At 46.6% G+C, this 19277-nt stretch carries 18 protein-coding genes; 4 read left to right on the forward strand and 14 right to left on the reverse strand.

What is annotated here, in order from left to right:
* Nucleotides 1-10 precede the first annotated feature (10 nt).
* Both OEU88_RS03400 and OEU88_RS03405 read left to right on the forward strand, forming a co-directional pair.
* Nucleotides 11-475, forward strand: a complete 465-nt coding sequence (locus OEU88_RS03400) for a GntR family transcriptional regulator (protein ID WP_262693694.1) — start codon at nt 11-13, stop codon at nt 473-475.
* Between the two features lie 4 nt (nt 476-479).
* The gene (locus OEU88_RS03405) at nt 480-1310 is read left to right on the forward strand and encodes a hypothetical protein (RefSeq protein WP_262693695.1); all 831 of its coding nucleotides are present in this window, start codon (nt 480-482) and stop codon (nt 1308-1310) included.
* Between the two features lie 101 nt (nt 1311-1411).
* Here OEU88_RS03405 and OEU88_RS03410 read toward each other — a convergent pair whose 3' ends face one another.
* The 4 genes from OEU88_RS03410 to OEU88_RS03425 form a co-directional block, all read right to left on the reverse strand.
* Complete coding sequence (locus tag OEU88_RS03410) at nt 1412-1873, reverse strand: AAC(3)-I family aminoglycoside N-acetyltransferase (RefSeq protein WP_262693696.1); 462 nt, start codon at nt 1871-1873, stop codon at nt 1412-1414.
* Between the two features lie 89 nt (nt 1874-1962).
* On the reverse strand, nt 1963-2424 hold the full coding sequence (locus OEU88_RS03415) for a GNAT family N-acetyltransferase (protein ID WP_262693697.1): 462 nt from the start codon (nt 2422-2424) through the stop codon (nt 1963-1965).
* Entirely contained in the window at nt 2417-3385 is a 969-nt protein-coding gene (locus OEU88_RS03420) for a bifunctional helix-turn-helix transcriptional regulator/GNAT family N-acetyltransferase (RefSeq protein WP_262693698.1), read from the reverse strand. Before OEU88_RS03420 ends, OEU88_RS03415 begins: the two co-directional genes overlap by 8 nt.
* A 168-nt stretch (nt 3386-3553) precedes the next feature.
* The gene (locus OEU88_RS03425; RefSeq protein WP_262693699.1) at nt 3554-4078 is read right to left on the reverse strand and encodes an SH3 domain-containing protein; all 525 of its coding nucleotides are present in this window, start codon (nt 4076-4078) and stop codon (nt 3554-3556) included.
* 141 nt (nt 4079-4219) lie between these two features.
* Between OEU88_RS03425 and OEU88_RS03430 the strand changes: the two genes are divergently transcribed.
* Nucleotides 4220-5212 carry a 2-hydroxyacid dehydrogenase gene (locus tag OEU88_RS03430; protein ID WP_262693700.1) on the forward strand — a complete coding sequence of 331 codons (993 nt, stop codon included), beginning with the start codon at nt 4220-4222 and terminating at the stop codon, nt 5210-5212.
* Nucleotides 5213-5289: 77 nt separating this feature from the next.
* On the opposite strand, the gene OEU88_RS03435 is transcribed toward OEU88_RS03430, so the two are convergent.
* The 6 genes from OEU88_RS03435 to OEU88_RS03460 all read right to left on the reverse strand — a co-directional run bounded on the left by OEU88_RS03435 (nt 5290) and on the right by OEU88_RS03460 (nt 12891).
* On the reverse strand, nt 5290-5670 hold the full coding sequence (locus tag OEU88_RS03435) for a VOC family protein (RefSeq protein WP_262693701.1): 381 nt from the start codon (nt 5668-5670) through the stop codon (nt 5290-5292).
* 114 nt (nt 5671-5784) lie between these two features.
* On the reverse strand, nt 5785-6180 hold the full coding sequence (locus OEU88_RS03440) for a hypothetical protein (RefSeq protein ID WP_262693702.1): 396 nt from the start codon (nt 6178-6180) through the stop codon (nt 5785-5787).
* 180 nt (nt 6181-6360) lie between these two features.
* A complete protein-coding gene (locus tag OEU88_RS03445; RefSeq protein WP_262693703.1) occupies nt 6361-8592 on the reverse strand; it encodes a patatin-like phospholipase family protein in 2232 nt (743 codons plus the stop codon).
* Nucleotides 8593-8746: 154 nt separating this feature from the next.
* The gene (locus OEU88_RS03450) at nt 8747-11200 is read right to left on the reverse strand and encodes a zinc-dependent metalloprotease (RefSeq protein ID WP_262693704.1); all 2454 of its coding nucleotides are present in this window, start codon (nt 11198-11200) and stop codon (nt 8747-8749) included.
* A gap of 215 nt (nt 11201-11415) precedes the next feature.
* A complete protein-coding gene (locus tag OEU88_RS03455; RefSeq protein ID WP_262693705.1) occupies nt 11416-11769 on the reverse strand; it encodes a YigZ family protein in 354 nt (117 codons plus the stop codon).
* A gap of 261 nt (nt 11770-12030) precedes the next feature.
* Nucleotides 12031-12891, reverse strand: a complete 861-nt coding sequence (locus OEU88_RS03460; RefSeq protein ID WP_262693706.1) for a DUF2306 domain-containing protein — start codon at nt 12889-12891, stop codon at nt 12031-12033.
* A gap of 249 nt (nt 12892-13140) precedes the next feature.
* Here OEU88_RS03460 and OEU88_RS03465 point away from each other — a divergent pair, with 249 nt between their 5' ends.
* Nucleotides 13141-14139 (forward strand): helix-turn-helix domain-containing protein, encoded by a 999-nt coding sequence (locus tag OEU88_RS03465; RefSeq protein WP_262693707.1) that lies wholly within the window; start codon nt 13141-13143, stop codon nt 14137-14139.
* Between the two features lie 187 nt (nt 14140-14326).
* Here the strand turns inward: OEU88_RS03465 and OEU88_RS03470 are convergent, their stop codons facing one another.
* From OEU88_RS03470 to OEU88_RS03485, 4 genes are all read right to left on the reverse strand, one after another.
* The gene (locus tag OEU88_RS03470) at nt 14327-15787 is read right to left on the reverse strand and encodes an MBL fold metallo-hydrolase (protein ID WP_262693708.1); all 1461 of its coding nucleotides are present in this window, start codon (nt 15785-15787) and stop codon (nt 14327-14329) included.
* A gap of 308 nt (nt 15788-16095) precedes the next feature.
* Nucleotides 16096-16842: a hypothetical protein gene (locus OEU88_RS03475; RefSeq protein WP_262693709.1), complete on the reverse strand. Its 747-nt coding sequence runs from the start codon at nt 16840-16842 to the stop codon at nt 16096-16098.
* Nucleotides 16843-16963: 121 nt separating this feature from the next.
* On the reverse strand, nt 16964-18364 hold the full coding sequence (locus tag OEU88_RS03480; protein WP_262693710.1) for a methyl-accepting chemotaxis protein: 1401 nt from the start codon (nt 18362-18364) through the stop codon (nt 16964-16966).
* Nucleotides 18312-19160: an MCP four helix bundle domain-containing protein gene (locus OEU88_RS03485; RefSeq protein WP_262693711.1), complete on the reverse strand. Its 849-nt coding sequence runs from the start codon at nt 19158-19160 to the stop codon at nt 18312-18314. The genes OEU88_RS03480 and OEU88_RS03485 overlap by 53 nt, the downstream gene beginning before the upstream one ends.
* Nucleotides 19161-19277 lie beyond the last annotated feature (117 nt).

A 19277-nucleotide genomic window follows, 5' to 3' on the forward strand; every position in this document is an offset into this window, starting at 1 on the left:
TGGTGCTTTCATGAATAAATTTTTATGTACTAAAAATAGTATTGTATTAATTTGTACTATTGTCAAACAGTACAAAAAGATATACTTAATTTACATGGAAATAGAAATAAATATGAGCAGCCCAACACCTGTATACGAGCAAATTGTTCAACAGGTGCAGCAGGGCGTACAGAATGGTGCTCTTAATGCTGGTGATAATTTGCCAGCTATTCGGCAACTTGCCAATGATTTAGGCCTTAATCAAAACACAGTTGCCAAAGCATACAAACTGCTGGAGCAACAGCATGTTACCGTAAACCGTGGTCGTAAGGGTACATGTGTACGAGATAGCGCGGCTCAAAACATCATGCAGAATAATAGCCATAATGCAGCCATTCAGCTCCAAACGCTTATACAGTCGTTTCGTTTGCACGGTATGAGTGCTGAAGACGTTTGTGCTTTGCTGGAAATACAAATCACCCATCTAAAGGAATAATACCATGACTGATACAATCTTGCTGGTTTTAACCTTTACACAAATACCGGTTTTATTCGTTATAGCTGCACGCATTGCGGTGGCGGTAAATCGTCATTTAGCATTCAAGAGAAACCCTGTTTGGGTTTCTGAAAACCCAAGCTTTCGTAGTCATTTATTTTTCGAGAGAACGGCAGTCAGCTTATCGTATATGTCAGCAATTGTTCTTTTTGTTACGTATGTACATTTGACTATTGTGGCTTCTCAATCTTCATTATTGTTGATGATGTTCATTGGTCCCATTGTCTATTGGTCGGTGAGTTGTGTGCTATATTTAGTCCTGTTTCATTTTTTTGTTACGCGCAATATACCGCTACCGAAAAAACGGTCTGCATCAACAGAAGACAGGCGCTTGTCGGCCTACGTTCCTGTGTGGAGTGTGTATGTCTCTTACATCTGTTTGTTAAGTATCATGGCTGTTTATGCTTTTGCATTATCAGCAGGCTCTCTAATTGTTGGCTTGGCGATTGCACGGTTATCGGGGTTGGCCGTTGTTCTTATCATCGGTACTGTAATGCTTCTGGTAGTACTGCGAAGAAAACACAGTGAAATGGAACTTATAATTGGTTCTAATGGGCGTAAGTTTGAAGTTATAGGCTGTATACTTGTATTATATTTAGGTGTTTTTACAGGTATTTTCCGAATCTTGGGTGATTTTTACGAGGTCTCTTTATTCTCGGATACTAGTTTCTTCATTGTAATGAGTATTTTAATTCAAGGGTGGTTTATAGGTATGAGTATGCATGCGAAAATAAAAGACATCATGCGCGGATTTTCCCGGCAGAAAACAGCGTGAAATCAGCCAGCCTTTATGTAGCGAAGAAAAAGGTAAAAATGCTTAAAAACTAAGCGTAACAATTGTTAAATAATGGACGTATTACCCATAAGCCATTGTCGTTAAGGCTCAATATCGAAATGTAATACATCCTCTCGCACACCTAATTTGGTATAAAGCGCAATCGCGGGCGGATCGTCATAGTCTGCTTGTACAAAAATCACAAAGACCCCTCGAGATTTTGCGATTTCCTTTAGCTGATCAATAAGAGCGGTAGCTATCCCTTTTCGTCGGTGATCTGCATCGACCGCTAAATCATAAATATAGAATTCGCTGCGTTCTTGCTCAAATTTCTTAAGCTCGTAGGCTGCCAGCCCGCCCACCACATTTTCACCTTGCATGGCAATAAGCGCAATGAATGTCTCGTCGCTTAGTCGTTTTTTCAGGTAGGCATCACTTGGCTGCGCTTTGGTGTATGTGTCTTCGTCTTCAAACGCAGTACCAAACAGGTTGAGCAATTGTCTCAGTAGGTAACATTCATCATGCCCTAGCTGTTTTATGGTAGCGGCTATTTTTTCACTCATAAATCACCCCCTAAACACATGCGGTTGTCGCGGCGTTATATATATCATTTATCAGGTGTGCTTCTAAGCCTTGAATGTAAGCGTTCACCTTAGAGCAAGAGCTTCATGTAAACCACATCTGGCTGTGGGAAGTGCTCGAATGGTTCGGTCTCTGTAAAGCCGAGGGATTGATATAAAGAGTAGGCAGGTTTCCAGCGTTGCAGTGTATCAAGCAGCATGGTTTTGTAGCCCAGGGTTTTTGCTTGCTGTATCAAGCGCTCAGCAAGCAAGCGGCCAATGTTGCGCCCTCTACCGGCTGGTTCCACAAACATGCGTTTCATTTCGCAAACCTTATCACCATCGCTTTCTTTCAATCCGACAGCACCGACAGGTTGGCCGTTTAGCGCGGCGAGTAAAATGAGTTTGTACCCGTCTGGAAAACGAGCCATCTCGCTAGAAAACCCCTGATATTCAATTGAATAGTCAAGGCTGTCAGCATAAGCCTGAAATAGTTTCTTTGCCGATGCAAAATCGCTTTGTTGTTCAGCCGTGATTATCTTGACTTCACCCATGCTGTGCCCCGAGCTTGGGGTTGATCCACTCCATATAATGGTTTGATCGACTGTAAGGGCTGGAATAGGGATTTGGTTTTTCAATGAAACCTAATTTCTCATATAGCTTCAGCGCCGGTGCGAGTATGGTGTTCGTTTCCAGGAACAAAGTTGTTCCGCCGCGCGCCACAAAACGTTCAATCACCTTTTTGCATAATGCTTTACCCATTCCGCCTTGTTGCACATCTGGGTCTACCGCAAGTTTGGTGAGCTCGAACACGCCGGTGTTTTTACGCTTCATCGCGACTGTACCGTGTACCGCATTATTGCTGACAGCGAAGAATATTTCCCCACCCTCATTTAGTATAGTACTTTCCGGGTCAGACAATAAAACGGTGTCCAGCGGTTCCACTTCAAAATATTCGTTCAACCAGCGCATATTCAAATCATGAAAAGCTTGCCGCCATTTATTGTCATACGGCTTGATTTCGAATGCATGCGCTCTGCTTGGTGTCGTCAATTTGGCTTGCACGCGGTCATAAAGGCTTGTTTTCCCGAGGGCCTGTTCAAGGCGGGTGAGGCTGTCCATAAAATCGATACCTGTTTCTGCAATGGCGTCTTTCATCGCTTCTTCAATTGCGTTCCATGTAGGCCCAAGTGTGCTGATAATCTGCTGACCCTTGGCTGTTAACACGACATTTTTTTGCCGGGCATCATTGGTCGCATGAGTGTCGAAAATGCCCAGATTAACAAGTTTCTTTACTGTTTGGCTTACAGCGGAGTGGCTGAAACCAGCAGCTTCAGCAATATCGTTAATTGTTTGCGGGCCGCGCTGTGCCACAGCATAAATTGCATAAAAATGCCCAACTTTAATCGCTACATTTTTATCAGCATAAAGGCGTTCGCCGCTTGCCGTGAAAAGCTCGATCAGGCGCCGCATACGCGTGCCAAGGCCTAATTCAAAGTACAGTTCTTTATTCATGATTATCACTTATCTATATTTACGTAAGTACTTATATAATAAGTTGCAAAGTAGACTCAAGGAAAGAATTTGATATTGTTTAAATGTTAAATGTCAGCCAGCGTTTTATATCCAGAATACAATGAAAACGGATTTAAAGTACGGAGCGCTTCAGGTCAGGTGTGTATTTTAATCTAGGGTTTCGCCAGGGTAAACGCCCCAAAGATGCCTGCGTTCAATCCAGCCGCTTTCACCTGCAATTTCTATCTCACACCACAGGCCTTCACACCCTTCAACCAGACCGATCACACCGGCTTCTGCGATGACAACAGGTTCAGCGTTCAATGCAGGGTTTGCATATAGTTCTCTGGTCTTGCCGCGTATCATTACTGTGCGCGGCCCGAACAGCAAGGACACAAGCATCCAGCCAGTTGTGCCTTCATGGTCGCGTACCTGCCGCCATGCACCGTATTCGTCGATAATCTCCAGCGGCAGGTTCTGGCGTTCATACACCCAGTCCACTGGGTATTGCCGTCCGGGGCCTGTTCGCATGAAGGCTTTACTGGCGCTTAAGGATACGAATCGGGGAAGCGGATTGCCGCTTGGTCCAACTTTTTGCGCGGTAGCAGGCATAAGGCCAGACATCGCCGCTGCTGCCATTACAGTCGCAATCGCTACGGTTACAAACGATTTCATTGATATCTTGTTGGTCATTGTCTTTCAGTATCGCTTGTCATTTGAAACACGGTTCACCATCTGCTAGGTAACGCACATATTTGTCCACTAAGTACGCTATTGGCAAGGGTTGTTCGTTAAACATCCCAAATCAGCCGACAGAAAAGGTTATTTCGTCACATGAGTCAAACAGGAAACCGCACGCGTCCCAAGGTAATTGTGACTCGCAAACTACCTGATAGCATCGAAACACGCATGGCAGAGCTTTTTGACGTGACGTTTAATTTAGCTGACAAGCCCTTGACTGCAGAGCAGTTAAAGAAAGCCGTAGCTGAGGCAGATGTGTTGGTGCCAACCGTTACAGATGATATCACAGCAGACATAATCGCTGCTGCGGGTGAGCAGTTAAAACTGATTGCCAATTTTGGTGCAGGCGTTGATCATATCGACCTAACGGCAGCAAAAGAAAAAAGCATCATCGTCACCAACACGCCGGGCGTTTTAACGGAAGATACGGCTGACCTTACAATGGCCCTGCTGTTGTCAGTACCGCGGCGTTTGTTTGAAGGCGAAAAAATTCTGCGATCAGGTGACTGGACCGGATGGACACCTACGTTCCTGATGGGTCGCCGTATTCAGGGTAAACGTCTAGGCATTATTGGTATGGGCCGCATTGGTCGCGCGGTGGCGCGGCGCGCCAAAGCTTTTAACATGTCGGTGCATTATCATAATCGGTCTCGTTTGCCGGCAGATGTGGAAGCTGAGCTTGAGGCAACATATTGGGAAGATCTGGATCAGATGCTTACCCGCATGGATGTTATCTCGGTGAATTGCCCGCTGACAGAAGAAACAAACCGTTTGTTGGATAGGGAGCGCTTGAAAAAACTACAACCACACGCCTTTATCATTAACACAGCGCGCGGCGAAATTATTGACGAGGAAGCGCTGGCTGACCTGATCGAGGTTGGACGTATTGCAGGCGCAGGCCTTGATGTGTTCGAACAGGAACCAACCATCAACCCCAAGCTGCTTGAGCTTGAGAATGTCGTGCTTTTGCCGCATATGGGCAGCGCAACAGTAGAAGCGCGTATGGCGATGGGAGAAAAGGTGCTGATTAACATCCGCGCCTATGTGGACAGCCACCGTCCGCCGGACCGTGTGCTGCCTATCTAACGCACCATTATCTATGCAATAAAAAAGACCACCTGCTGAGAAGCAAGTGGTCTTTAATTTTAACGTACAAGGTTACTTTAGCTCATCAAATGTAGCGCGCAAATCTTGTTGCCTGATGGGTCGCGCAAATAAGCCAGATACATTTTTGTACCACCGCCTTCACGAACACCCGGTGGGTCTTCAATTGCTGTACCGCCGTTCTCTAAGCCTGCCTTGTGCCATGCATCAGCTTCTTCAGGGCTTGCTGCAGCAAAACCAATTGTGCTGCCGTTGGCGCCGGTAGCTGGGTTGCCGTCAATGGGCTTACTCAGGGAGAAAATGCCACTTTTTTCATAGTAAAAGCAGCGGCCTTTTTCATCCATTACACCCGGTTTGCGACCGAGTGTCGCGAGAATGGCATCATAAAATTTCTTGGATTCAGCAACATCGTTGGCACCAAGCATAATATGGCTAAACATAATCAGCTTTCTTTCATTGTTGAGGTTGCCCGTAATGTATGACGTACGCCGCCCAAGTCAACGGTGAACGAAAATATCACTCACATGTGTTTGGGTCATAGGCTTGCGCGCTGCCTATGCCTCTTTCCGGTATGTCCATAGCAACAGCACAAGCCCTGTGATGATGAAGATAGCAAAGCCGGACAATGGCCATGAGTTTACATACCATTGTTCGCCCCATTCAAACTCGCCTGACATGATGCGCCGCCAACCAGCGAAATGCTGGGTAGCCCCAACGGCAAACCCGAACGCGCCAATCACTGTTGCAACATAGCGCACAATCCACCCCGGATTGGGAAACAGCATCATGAGGCCCAGCAGGCCGATAACGGTGCGCTGTGTCCGGCAAAACGGACATACATAAACCATACCCATCAGCTCGATAGTCCATGTGAAAATAGAAATAATAACAGCGAGCAGCCCAACAATCATTTTGTTGCGCCATAACCAGTGTAAAAGGCGGTCTTCCATAAAGCTTCCCCGTGCTTTTGAGCTCACCCCCATGAGCCCGGTTGAATATCCTTAAGACTGTAAGCGGGGCTGTGCATCAGTCGCAAGACCAATGCGACAAGCTGTGTGCAAGTGAAGTTGGCTTAGTGGCTGAAGTTGAAGGCTTATATGTGAGTGTAAATACCTTTATCAGCTGTTGCATTAAAATAGCTGACCGATGAAGAGGAAGGCTGCTGCCTCGCCTCTGCTGCCAATACCGCCGCCCAAATATATCGGGCCGATCAATGTGTCAGCACCAACAAAAAGACTTGAACTCCATTTCAGGTCGCCGAGGCTGATGTCACTGGTGTCGTTCCATACGTTTCCGGTTTCAAGTGTTGCGCCCACATACAGCGGTGTTTGTGCAAGATAGCCTAGGCCACCACCAACTTTGCGGTAATAAACAGCGCTTAAAACACCACCATGATTGCCGCTTAATTGCCCGGGTGCAAAAGCGGTGAGGTTGGTGAAACCACCTAATGAAATCAGGTCTGTTTCGTCAGGTGTGCCGTTAAACGTGGTTGCGGCAAGAAAGTTTATTCCAAGCGTATTATCGCCCCATGAAAATGGCTTGTAGAAACCGACTTGCAGATTATCAACCTGCCCGTCACCCCCCAGTAACGAGAGATCGTTACCATAGCCTATTTCAAACCCAAGCCCTTCGTGCGGGAAGCGGGGGTTGTCGAGTGTGTCGATTTCAAATTCAGCAACAAACCTGCTGGAATCTACTTTTACAATAACATCGCGCGGTAATCCTATACGGCCTCTAATCCGGCTATAATTGCGCTGCAATCCTGCACGCAAGGTTCCCCATACACCAAAGTTTCGACCCGCACCTAACTGGAAGGTTGCACCTGTAACGCGGGCCTGACCAAGCAATGCATCCGTGCCGTCATTAGCTGAAATATTTTGGTTTAGCTCGGTCACGTCAGCATTGGCAAACACGTAAAAGCGGTCATTAAAATCCAGTGGTTGGTAAATCTCTGTGAATAGCCCAAGCTGATCACCAATTGTAGCGCGTGCAGCGAATTCACCGCCGCGTGAGTTTAGTGCAAGCTGGTTCAGGCCAAAGGCGAGCTGAAAGCCGCTTTCGCCGTCAAAATTATCTTGCATGGCCAGCCCGAACCGCAGCTGGGTATTGCCGTAATCTTTCCCGCGTGCGCGTACTTCAATGCCGGTAAGATCGTCGTCTTTAACTTTGCGGTAGCCGACTTCTTCAAATAGCTGCAAACCGTGCAGGCGAGTCAGGTCATGTGATAATTGCTGCGCGTCCAGTGGTTCGCCGGTGGTTTGTGAAACACGTGCGCGAATGGCTTCATCCGAGAGCGCTGACGTATTGTTGATACGCACAAAGTCAATCACTTGATCGGTGTTTGCCTCAAGTGTGCGGCTGGCAAGGTGCATACGCCAGGCAGCATCTGGTAACGCTAGGGCAGACAGTTTTCCCTCAGCGGCGCGCGCTGCAACTGCACCCAGTGGCACAGCATCGCCTGTGCGTTCAAACTCCACCAAACCAATATCATTCACCTGCGGGCGGATCACAATATCACTGTCACGCAGCGTTGCCATTTGTGCAGCGGCATTTGCGTTTGTCATAATCAGTGAAAGCTGGTTGATAACAGACGTAAAAGATTCCAGATCGTCTCGTTTTTTCAGCGGTGTACTTATATCCACTACAATAACGATATCCACGCCCATCGCGCGGGCAACATCAATGGGAATGTTGTTTGCAACGCCGCCGTCGACCAGAATTTGATCGTTTAGCTCCACAGGGGGGAAAAGGGCAGGCACTGCCATGCTGGCAACCATGGCTGACGCGAGATCACCTTTGCCGAGTACCACAGCCTTACCGGTTTCAAGATTAGTGGCTACTGCACGAAACGGGATAGCGAGATTGTCAAAATCACGCACATCTGCCGCACCGGTAGATAGTTCGCGCAGCAATAACCGCAGGTTGTTAGGGTTAACAAGGCCAGACGGCAGCTTTAGCTTACCTTCTTTGATACCCACCCTGAACTTGATCAGGAAGCCGTCATCGTCCTGCTTCCTGCGGAATGAGCGGTCTTTGCGCGGTGCCGTGGTGGACAGGGCTTCCTGCCAGTCCAGTGTATTTAAAATTTCGGTTAGTTCATCTGCGGAATACCCCGAGGCATACAGGCCGCCGACCAACGCACCAAAACTGGTACCAGCGATAGCATCAATCGGGATGCGGTTCTCTTCAAGAACTTTCAACACACCCAGATGCGCAGCACCGCGTGCGCCGCCGCCTGACAGAACGAGACCGACCTTGGGTCGTTCCTGCTTGGTGGTTGCACTATCTGCCTGTGAATGTGCAGCGCCAGTTGCCAGTGCAACGATCATAAGAAAGTATGCGGTAAGATTGATGCGAACCATTGTGTTTCCTCGAATGTCTGAACCACCGAGGACCGTTTAATCATGCCTTTGCGTTGGCGTCTACCAACTTAAACGAACAAGGGTGCTGACACGCATGCCAACACCCTCTTTTAGTCCAGATGCTTTGAATGCATCTCTATGGTTTTAATGTCGATTAATCGACATCAAGTGCGTCAGCAGCTTTGCTCGCTAGGTTCTGGAAATGGATACCCGTTAAGGTACCGCTATTTCTGTCGCCAACGCGTTCAAGATCACTTTGCAGCCCAGCCAGTGTTGAGCGACACAGCGAGCGATAGTCGTCGCTTACAGCATCATCGCCTTCTGACGGTGCCGTGACACCAGCAATAAGCAAGTTAACCATCGCTGCTTGCAGGTTACGTCGGTATGCCGACACATTTGGACGGCGCTCACCCAGTTCTTCAAATATCGCTGACCTGACGTCTGTAAACAGTTCAACAGGGTCATATGTTTCAAGACCAGCAGCTTGAAACTTGATAATGCGATCAATCTTGTCAGCAGATAAAAAAGTGTTCAGCGGGCGCGTGCCAAACCGTGCAACAGAGTCGATATAGAAGTCATAACCAACACGTTTCAGTACGTCTTCGTTTTTCCAGAACGCTGGCAATTTGAAAGCGTTATCCGCAATAAACTGCATGGCTTCCCTTTGCTTATCCATAGGGTAGCTGGTGAAAACCTCTGTTTCTTCGTGGCCTTGCGCCAGTTCGCGGCGGTACACCGCAGAGCCAACATATTTGGCGACGTGGCGAATTTCACGCACATACTGTGATGCCAGAGCGCCGTACGCGACCTTGATTTCGTCGTATGTCATGCCGTCTTCATAAGACGCTGCATCAACTACATTGGCCATAATACGCTCAAGGTTTTTCATGCCCAAACGCGTTGCTTCCATCGCATCATTACCGATATCTTCGGTTTGAATACGCGGGTCGTATGCCGCACCGTCAGAGTACGAGTCCCACCGCAAAGACTTGTCTGTCAGTTGGCGGTCAGCAATCGCGTTCAGCAATGGAATTTCTTCTTCTGCTGTGCGGTCACCGGAGAATTCAGTGTATCCCCATTCAACAGCAAAGTTGTCATATGGTCCCGGCACATAGTCGATTGGTGAAACACCATCTTCAGGCTGGATTACATAGTTGAAGCGCGCGTAGTCCATGATGGATGAGGCGACACCATTTTTGGCAACAAATTCAGGATCGCGGAGCTGCTCAATTGTGTATGCGTTTGAGCCAATGAAGTTGTGGTGCAGACCAATGGAGTGCCCCACTTCGTGCGCAACAACAAACCGTACCAGATCAGACATAACATCATCAGGCAATGGCAGCTTAGCCGCGCGTGGATCGGTGGCACCAGCCTGTGCATAATACCATTCTTCAATCAGTTTGATCACATTGTGGTACATGCGCACATCAGCTTCGATGATCTCGCCGGTGCGCGGATCGGCCACGTGCGGGCCATTGGCGTTTGGAATAGTTGACGGCACCCAGCGGATAACTGCATAGCGTGCGTCTTCCGGGTCCCAATCAGGGTCTTCCTCAACTGTTGGTGCCATTTTGGCAATGATCGCGTTTTTGAAGCCAGCCTTCTCGAATGCAGATTGCCAGAACTCAATCCCTTGGCGTGTTGCTTCAATGTAGCGTGTTGGTGTGCCGCGGTCGATATACCATACGATTGGCTTCACCGGTTCGCTCACTGCCGCGTTCGGGTCTTTTTTCTCAAGGCGCCAACGATTGATGTAACGCTTGGTCTCTACCTTGTTTTTGATGCCGTTATAGTCAGTGTAACGGTCGTCAAAGAACCCAACGCGGTGGTTGTAATGGCGCGGTTTCATCAGATTATCGGGCAATGCGAGAATAGAATGGCGAATTTCGGCCGTTACACTCTCGGTCTCCTTGCCGTTTTTGCGTGTAAACAGGCCAAGCACGCGCGCTTCAACATTGCGTTCAAACGATTTTACGTTTTTCACCACTGATGTTTTGGCGTCCATCTTGTCGTCGTTCAGGCCTTCCAGACCTTTCACTTTGCCAAGGAAGGCTGGTGTAATGTCGATGACGGGTGTCTCATTTTCACCGAAGGTTACAATCGGGAACTTGCCCAGCACACCGTCGAGGTGGGCTGCGTTAATCACAAATGTTTCCGGCTCGCCTTCTGCTTTGATCACGGAATGGTCTTTGGCACGCAAAATCAGGTCATTACCTATGCGCTCAAAATAAACATACTGCCGCGCTGAATCAGCACTGATCAAACCCTTTTGGTTTTGAATGCCGGCAATTTTCACCAGCCAAACAAATTCACGGCCCAACTGGTCTGCCGGAATTTCAAAATATGCCTTACCCTCAACCAGGTGCGTTGTGAACACACCAGCTCGTGTGACCGCTTTATCTGTAATGACGTCAGCATATTTTTTGATTTTTGATTTTTTCTTTTTGGCTTTTTCGTCGCCGCCGCCATTAGCGTCAGCGTCTTTTGCTTCTTGTTCGTCTTGTTTGTTTTGTAGTGTGTTAACGGCACTTGTGTCCGCGGCAAAACTGTATGTTGCCGAAAGTGCCAGCATGCTAGTGGCGCATGCCAGTTTGATTAGATTGTTCATTAGCCTCTCCTGCGCAAAGTGTCCCACTGGCTGGTGTTTTAGTGATTAAACATCAGCATTGGAAGTGCGTTGTCGGAAATGTTACTGGCATAATGATTATGGCGCTTTGGCCTTTTTTGGGGCGGTGTGTGCGTCCAGTGCGATGAAGCGCAATCCCTTGTGTTACCTTATATCACTAACCATCGCTGCAGCGTCTTATGGTGGTGTGTTTGAGGTTATTCTTTTAAAGCTGCAAGATAGTGATTCACTGCTGTTTGCACGTGGCGGAACCTGTCACCGCCCAAATGCTTGCCGCCGTACCAGCGGGTCACAACAATGATATGGTTGTGCACATCTGCGCGTTCCAGCATGCGCAGAATGATCATGCCCGCACCGCTTTCACCGTCGTCATTTTTCAGGTTGCCATCATCGCAGATCACACCCCATGTATTGTGTGTTGCCTTGGCAAACTTTTTGGTGCGTTTCAGTTCCTTGATAAACGCTTTTGCGTCTGCCGCAGACTGGCACGGCCCACCCGCCACAGCATATTTTGAGCCGCGGTCAGAAATAATATTCTCAAAAATCAACATGAAGCACAGCCATAGGGCAGGTGCCCGCGATGCGCAAGGGCTGCCTGGGAGCGAGGCCAGGGTTTGTGCCGACGTTTCATATCAATTTTGATGGAAATATTGTCTCACTTTTAAGGTCGGATGCCTAAAACGATAAAAATTCAAGGCACCCTTTCTCACCGTTAATGAGGTTCAATAGTTTTGCCAGTTTCAAACGACAGGGCGGCGTTTTGAAAATATCTCCAGTTTATGAAGAGCAGGCCGCCCAGCCGCTTTTTTGTTTTAAATGAGGCGCGGAAACCACATGCCCATGGTTGCAGCGAAAGTGCCCACCAATATTGCGCCTGTTGCAAGGATCAAAACCACCGCAACAGAAGACTTTAGTGCGTTGTTTTTACTGCGCTGTGCGAGGAAATAGGCTTCCAGTATCAGAAGCGGTATAGCCATCTGGCCAAAATACATGAAGGTAAGAAACGGGCCTTCGAAAGTTTCCGGGTTAATGCCAATGCCGCCAGTTGTTATGAACCAGAACATCAGACCAATACGAAAGAACCATACAGCACTGACAACCATAAACAGCCGCATAGCCCACCGGCGGTGCCGGTCTATTTGCCGCTTGGTTGCAAAATTTATTGCCAATCCGCCAAAGGCCAAAATCAGAACAGCGTCAAGACTAATGGCGAGATGGCCAACCAAGCCGCCCGGAACGCCGCGTGTCCAGACAATATAAAGCCCGGCAATGCTAGTGATTGAGGCCATCACTATATAAACCCTGCCCACATAACGATGGAAGCGAGGGAACCGGTTCCGGATATGGGGGATGAACTGAAGTGGGCCACTGCCAATGATGATAATCGCGATCAGTACATGAGCAGCTATGGCAAGATTGCCCGCCATGTCACCGGCGATATACCCGTCAGGTAAGGTGGTATTCGCCAATCCGGGCAGGCCAAATTGTACCAGCTCCGGGATGTACTGAAGGACGACATAAAAAACAAATATCCACTGGCCGATAGCCGCCGCCAAAAACCATGCAATACCAGAGTATCTTACCATGCGGTCGGGCCAGGGTTTTGGTTGGGGTGGAACGGGGTGGTTTGTTGAAGTTTCTTTATTCAAGAATGTTTGTGTCGCTGTCGCCATCGCTTGTTCTCCTTTTTTAATGTACGGCGCGGTTTCTTTTGTGAGCAGTTGTCCTGCACCTCATATTTTTGACGCTCCGGGAAACAAGCTTTATAAGAAGGAGTAAGCGCTATTCTCGCCTATTTGGAAAACGGCCAGTATTTTTATGGTATTTGGAAGTTTTTTCTGGCGGTTGCCGCGTGTAAGATGGTGACAGGGCGGCGCAAAAGACTGCCTAAACACGACAGATGGATTGAGGTAGTACCTATTATGACCGCATTGCTGGCTCGGCGCCTGCCACTGAATATTGCACCAATTGAACCAATTAACCTAATATGGTTGGCCTTCACGCTTTCCGTGACGGCATCTATCTTACCGAGCATGGTTGGCGGTGTTGTTGCCCCGCTCGCAAATATAGCTGCGGTGGTCGGGTCTGCAGGATGTGGTTGGCTCTGGCTTCTTGCCCGCAGTCTTTTTCGTGAAGAAAAACAGATAGAGCGCTGGAATATATTTGCGATGGCCGCAATCATCGCAGTTGAAGGGTCCAGCAACCTTATCGGGAGATATCCACCAAACGGGTCCATGTCAGAAATGTATCGCATTCTTGGTAATGCCGAAGGGTTCATTTGTATCGGTGCTTTGGTGTTGGTCTTTGCTGAAGTGTTTTCGGATTACAGCAACGAACTGCACAAACAGGAGCGGCGCTTTCGTCAAATATTTAGCCTGACGTTTGGCGCCATGATCGCCCTCACCCTTTTGTGGGTGTTGAACGCTGATGAAAACAGCCTCGGTGGACAATGGAAAGAGACAGTTCTTATATCCAGCGCGTTGGTGGGTGTTATTGGAACGAGGCTATGTATTTCATTTCGGAAACTACATCCGCTTTCGTTATCAAAGGTACCTAAATATGCTGCCAGACATGCTGGCGACGATGTGCTTGCCAAACGGATCATTCAGTTCCTTGAGCAAGACAGGAAGTTTGCAACCCCGGAGTTGAAAGTGGCTGACCTTGCTGAACTTCTTGGGGAACATGAATACAAGGTTACGCAGTGCATAACGGGTTCGCTAGGATACAGGAATTTTAACCACCTGATCAATTCATGTCGCATAGAAAGCGCCAAGGAAGCTTTGGCTAGCCCTGGAAATAAAGAGCGGCTTATTTTGTCGGTTGCTTTCGATTGTGGCTTCAATTCGATCGGACCATTCAATCGTGCTTTCAAACGACAGGTTGGGATGACCCCCAGAGAGTACCGGGCCGCTGTTGAGTAAGCTATCGTCCATTGTGTCTTATGGTGGGCTCCTTGATAAAAGCTTTTGTAGCCGAGGCGGACTGGCACGGACCATCTGCCACAACATGTTTTGAACTGAGGTCAGAAATGATATTCTCAAAAACAAACATGAGGCAAAGCCATAGGGCAGGTGGTTGCTTACAAGAATTGCCTCGCGCTAAAACATATCAAAAATTGACGTCATAGGTTTTATTCATCACTTCAACAGAAATGTTATTGTTGTTATAATTTGCTACAATCCGATTGATTTTAAGCTGTTTACTTCTAACAAAGTCTATGAAGGTTCTGGTGTAACTAGGAATCACCTTAGCGATGGTGTTATCTTGGGGGATATGCAGGAAGTGCGTTTGGAAAATAATTCCACTATCTTTGAAATATACAAAGCCTTGTCTTTTTGAATGCATATTTTCTAGTACATAAAAATGTGTATCATCAATAATATGCTCATGTTCAATTGTGCGGAATTTGAATGTAGCAATATCGTCAGCAAAGGGAGGATAGGCTTTTATGGCCGCGATACTGTAGTTGTCGGCAAGTATCTCTATTCCTTGATTAGCAAAAGCTTTAAGGCCAGAAATCTGATGCCCGTGAGGGTGAGTAACATAAACTGAGACGATTTTCTTTTTTGGGAATTGATCAAGAATAAGCTTTATCGTTTTATCTGCTAATCTGGAATTATTACTGGCGCCAAATACCGTAATTTTATCGCCGTTCACTTTAAACAGACTGTTGCGTGCGGCCGAAGAGTCGGTGATAAGATAAAGATCGGTTGCAATTTCTTTTGATACAAGAACCCCGTCGCCTCTAGAGATTATGGGGCCGTATCCTTCTGGTAGCTGCAGTCTGGTAGGGTCCACTTCTTCAATAATATTAAAGTTATCAATGAAGCTTATGTAAGTTGGTTTCGTTTCTCCATCATAGTATTGATATATGGACCGAGCAAAGGTCATATTCTTTGTGGTTTGATAATCGTTATAAACGAAAATTCCACCAAGAGGCCTATGGTTGATCGATATCAACTGCAATGGATTGTTGCTAAATTTATAATCAATAACATCATCATTCGAAGTTTTATGTATTAGGGTTGTCGCTCCTGATTTTCTCTCTTGGTGAAGGGTAATGTTTCCCTTAATATCGGTTTCTTCAAGAAGTGGCCTTACAGCTAGAAAATCAATATTCATGACATTATAACCCTTAAATATATCAAAGTTATCCATGTCTCTGCGTTGAACAGCTTTTCCTAATACTGTAGCGCTTTTTTCATAGAAAAAGCTTTCCTTGTTATTCTGGAATTGTGCTCTGTCGTATAATCGCCCTCCTGAATAATAAACTATATCATTGTCGTAAAAGTGTCTTTTGACCAGATCAGCTTCAACCACTCTTTGCGACATGAATAGGTTAGGTGTTTGGTAGTCCCAGTAATTGTGATCCTGATAGCGTCTGTTCAAGAAATGATATTTCATTGAATAGGCTTTAATTGACAGAGTGCTTTTATAGTGTGTTTTAAGCTTGGTTATATAATCATCGACTTCTCCTGCTGAAGCCGTGGGCATTATAATGATGAATGATACTAAGCCCAAAAGCGCAAAAGTTACCGCTGACAAAAAACGCGTTAGATTACGCTGCATAAAAAATATTCCCGCTCAAGATTTTATTGTTATAATATAACTTAATTTACTTTATAGATTTTTTGCAACGAAAGCTTTACGAAAAGAGGTGATTGTTCTTAGAGAGGCCTTAATGCCACCTCCCGAATGTTCGCTTCGAGACGAAGGCGAGTGTCTCAGTCCAGCAAAAATGCTTTTATGTGCTCGTTAATAAACGCATTGTCTTCTGGGTTAAGGCCAGAAGTGGGCGTAAACCGAGCGATCTAAGACACCCAAAGAAGCACATTTATACCTAATTCAGTTAATGCTTTAATTGGTCGATCACGAGTTTAGAATGATTTTGAGAGGAAAACGCGAAAATCTACATCTGAAGTTGCGTTTGTTAGGCCGAGCAGTGTGCTTGCTTCAATTGACCAACCTTCAGCAATTTTTGCGGAAATGGCTGGGCCAACTGAGTGATTTTGATTTCGAATTGCCGGAAAGTCGGCCGTCGAGCCGTATGTATTGAAGACCTGTACTTGCAAATTATAGTTGGAATTTACTTTGTAGCGTAAGCTAGAACGAGTTTGAAGGAAGAGGCCACTATTGCGGTTTGACCCGAACTGAACCTGTGCGAGCATCACCGCGCGGACAAACCACTGCTCATTAAGCGGTACATCATTGGTCCAGTTAAAACTAACAAGGTTGGGCCGGTCTTTGCCCAGCAAAACATCTAGCCGAAAGGCGGAGTCAAAGCCGTTACGCTCTTTGTTGAGGAACTGATATTGAGCTTCGAATTGAACGAGATCAAAATCGAAGTTGCTCATATTTGTGTCCGCACCTTGTATCACGGCTCTCAGGCGCAGATTATCTGTGACACTTTGCTGATAATGAAAACGGCTGGTAAGGCGTGATGGGCGTCCATCTGATTGCGGTGCAATGGCTGCTCGAAACTCGATCGCCTTGCTTCCTGGAGCAACCTTAGGACCAAAGACTCCACCAACATTTTGGGCGCCGGCACTTCCCATGAGACCAAAAAAAACCAAGCCGATAAAAGCTGTTATGGCGCCAGTATGTATAAAGCGGATTTTTAGCAAGTTGTTCCCATGTCAGCTTGACCTTCGATAGTCAGGCTACCTTTCTTTTTATTCACTACACACTCTTTTAGAATAACTTGCTGTAAGAGCAGGCCTAATCGAGAAAACTCTGTGATGTATCTTAAGAAGCTCGAACTCGTGCTAGAAACTCGTTAACAGCTGTATCTAGTGTGCTGGCATGTTGCGCTAAGCCACCTGCTACTTCCAGAACTTGAGTGGCGCCTTTGCCAGTATCATTGGCTGCTTCACTGACGGTCGTAATGTTAGAAGTTACATCCTGTGTACCTGTTGCAGCTTCTTGAACACTGCGGGATATTTCTGAGGTTGCCGAAGATTGTTGCTCTACTGAAACTGAAATTGTTGTCGCAATTTCGTTCATTTCGGTAATCACATTACTAATACCTTCAATGGCAGTAACTGTGCTGGAGCTTTCTTCTTGAATATCTGTTATCTGCTTTGAGATTTCCTCGGTTGCCTTTGCTGTTTGACTGGCGAGTGATTTTACTTCGGAAGCAACTACAGCAAAGCCTTTCCCGCTATCACCAGCACGGGCTGCTTCAATTGTTGCATTCAAAGCAAGTAAGTTTGTTTGCTCAGCGATGTCGCTGATCAAATCGACAACATCACCGATCTTCTGTGCAGCAGCTGATAGATTTTGCACAGTTGTTGCGCTGCTTTGAACTTCTTTTACAGCTGAAGAAGCAATTGTCGTTGATTGACTTACTTGACGGCCAATTTCTTCGATTGATGCAGCAAGTTCTTCAGCAGCCGAGGCAACTGTTTGAACGTTCACTGTTGCTTCTTCAGATGATGCTGAAACCGCTACCGCCCGTTCGCCAGTGTCTTGTGCGCTGCCCACCATGCCCTTAGCGGTTGCTTGCATCTGTTTTGCTGAACTTGAGACATCATTAACCACGTCTCTTACGCTCTCTTCGAAGTTATCAGCCAATTCGTTCATTGCTCTCCGTTTTTCTTCTTCGATTCGAGCTTCTGATTCAGCTTTTTCTTTAGCTCGCTTGCGGTCCTCTTCTTGCTCACGCAACTGAGCAGCCTGTTGTTCCTCTGCCTGTTCAGCTTGTATCCGATCTATCTCAATCGCATTCTGTTTGAAGACCTCGACAGCGCGTGCCATTTCGCCAATCTCATCTGAACGGTCAGTTGCGGGAATTTCTGATTGTTTATCGCCGTTAGCCAGTTTACCCATGGCACCTGTCAAAGTCAGCACAGGTCTTGAAATTAGACGTCCAATCCCAATCGCTGAAAGGACACCAATAACAATTGCAATTAGTGAAAAGATAACGGCAAAGTTTTTGGAACCTTCCATGTTTCCTACGGCCAATGGGCCAAGCTCGTCCTGACGTGCCTTGTTGCGAAGCTTGATTTGCTCAATATCGTCAGCAATTTGCGGACCTATTCTATCGAGTGTGCCTTTGATGACATTATTTCTGTCAAAAATAACTTTTGTTACTTCATTGAATACCGCCTCGTAGTTTTGAGCACCTGTAACAAGTTGCTTGCGCAAGTTGCCGACGAGTGGGGTTTTGTAGAGTATCCAACATAGCTTGTGCATTAGTGCTAAACGACGATAATTCAGAAGCGGCCCGGTCTGCGCTGGATTGTTGATTATCGACAAGAAAGCGATTTGCGTAAAGGCGAGCAAGTAATAGACTACGAAGTGTTTTTCCTGCCATAAAACTTGCCTCACTGTCACCATCCGTGTATGCGCTCTCCATCACTTTGGTTAGGTTTCTCTCGGCTACAGGACCAAGGGTGTTCATCTGGTCAACAAGGCTGTTTCGATTTGCTCTGGCGTTTACGACTTTATTAAAACCATCTAAATAGTTGTTGAGTTGCGACGAAGCGCTACCAAGGGCAGCCACATCTTGTTCGACGTCAAAATACTGTGAGGCATCCTGGAATAATTGATTGCTTGATGTGACTAGGTTTTGTGTTGCTATCAGTCGGTCGTTAACAGTTTTCTTTGCGTTGTCGCTACCACTTAAAATATATTCTTTTGCACCAAGCCGCACGAGTAATAAGTTTGCCTGCACCCGGCCTAGTTCATTGGTTTGGCGCGCTGTTGCCCGATATTCGCTAAAGTTGTTGACAGCAGCTTGGAGTCCAAAAAAAGCGACCATGCTAACTGCAAACAGAAATACAAGTACGACACCGAACCCTAAACCAACCTTCTTACCAATCTTGAGATTATCAAATTTGACTTTCAGTCTTTGCTTGATTCCTGCAGAATTGGAGGCAATATCCTGTCGTAGGTCGGTTGTTCGATTTTGGTGAGAAGAATCTTCGGTATAATTTGTCACGATTTATCAGCCTAAGTTTGATAATTGTGACCCCCGGTACTGAAACAACTTCTCAGTTATTTCTTTAATTTCTGTTAACGATCTACATTGAGATTATTGTGCAATTTTCCTTCTTAA

This window comes from Kordiimonas aquimaris (genome assembly GCF_025574485.1).
Classification (GTDB): domain Bacteria; phylum Pseudomonadota; class Alphaproteobacteria; order Sphingomonadales; family Kordiimonadaceae; genus Kordiimonas; species Kordiimonas aquimaris.

What these genes read in the sequence shown, in the direction of transcription:
- OEU88_RS03400 (WP_262693694.1), top strand. Translation starts at nt 11, where the DNA reads ATGAATAAATTTTTATGTACTAAAAATAGTATTGTATTAATTTGTACT.
- OEU88_RS03405 (WP_262693695.1), top strand. Translation starts at nt 480, where the DNA reads ATGACTGATACAATCTTGCTGGTTTTAACCTTTACACAAATACCGGTT.
- OEU88_RS03410 (WP_262693696.1), bottom strand. Translation starts at nt 1,873, where the DNA reads ATGAGTGAAAAAATAGCCGCTACCATAAAACAGCTAGGGCATGATGAA.
- OEU88_RS03415 (WP_262693697.1), bottom strand. Translation starts at nt 2,424, where the DNA reads ATGGGTGAAGTCAAGATAATCACGGCTGAACAACAAAGCGATTTTGCA.
- OEU88_RS03420 (WP_262693698.1), bottom strand. Translation starts at nt 3,385, where the DNA reads ATGAATAAAGAACTGTACTTTGAATTAGGCCTTGGCACGCGTATGCGG.
- OEU88_RS03425 (WP_262693699.1), bottom strand. Translation starts at nt 4,078, where the DNA reads ATGACCAACAAGATATCAATGAAATCGTTTGTAACCGTAGCGATTGCG.
- OEU88_RS03430 (WP_262693700.1), top strand. Translation starts at nt 4,220, where the DNA reads ATGAGTCAAACAGGAAACCGCACGCGTCCCAAGGTAATTGTGACTCGC.
- OEU88_RS03435 (WP_262693701.1), bottom strand. Translation starts at nt 5,670, where the DNA reads ATGTTTAGCCATATTATGCTTGGTGCCAACGATGTTGCTGAATCCAAG.
- OEU88_RS03440 (WP_262693702.1), bottom strand. Translation starts at nt 6,180, where the DNA reads ATGGAAGACCGCCTTTTACACTGGTTATGGCGCAACAAAATGATTGTT.
- OEU88_RS03445 (WP_262693703.1), bottom strand. Translation starts at nt 8,592, where the DNA reads ATGGTTCGCATCAATCTTACCGCATACTTTCTTATGATCGTTGCACTG.
- OEU88_RS03450 (WP_262693704.1), bottom strand. Translation starts at nt 11,200, where the DNA reads ATGAACAATCTAATCAAACTGGCATGCGCCACTAGCATGCTGGCACTT.
- OEU88_RS03455 (WP_262693705.1), bottom strand. Translation starts at nt 11,769, where the DNA reads ATGTTGATTTTTGAGAATATTATTTCTGACCGCGGCTCAAAATATGCT.
- OEU88_RS03460 (WP_262693706.1), bottom strand. Translation starts at nt 12,891, where the DNA reads ATGGCGACAGCGACACAAACATTCTTGAATAAAGAAACTTCAACAAAC.
- OEU88_RS03465 (WP_262693707.1), top strand. Translation starts at nt 13,141, where the DNA reads ATGACCGCATTGCTGGCTCGGCGCCTGCCACTGAATATTGCACCAATT.
- OEU88_RS03470 (WP_262693708.1), bottom strand. Translation starts at nt 15,787, where the DNA reads ATGCAGCGTAATCTAACGCGTTTTTTGTCAGCGGTAACTTTTGCGCTT.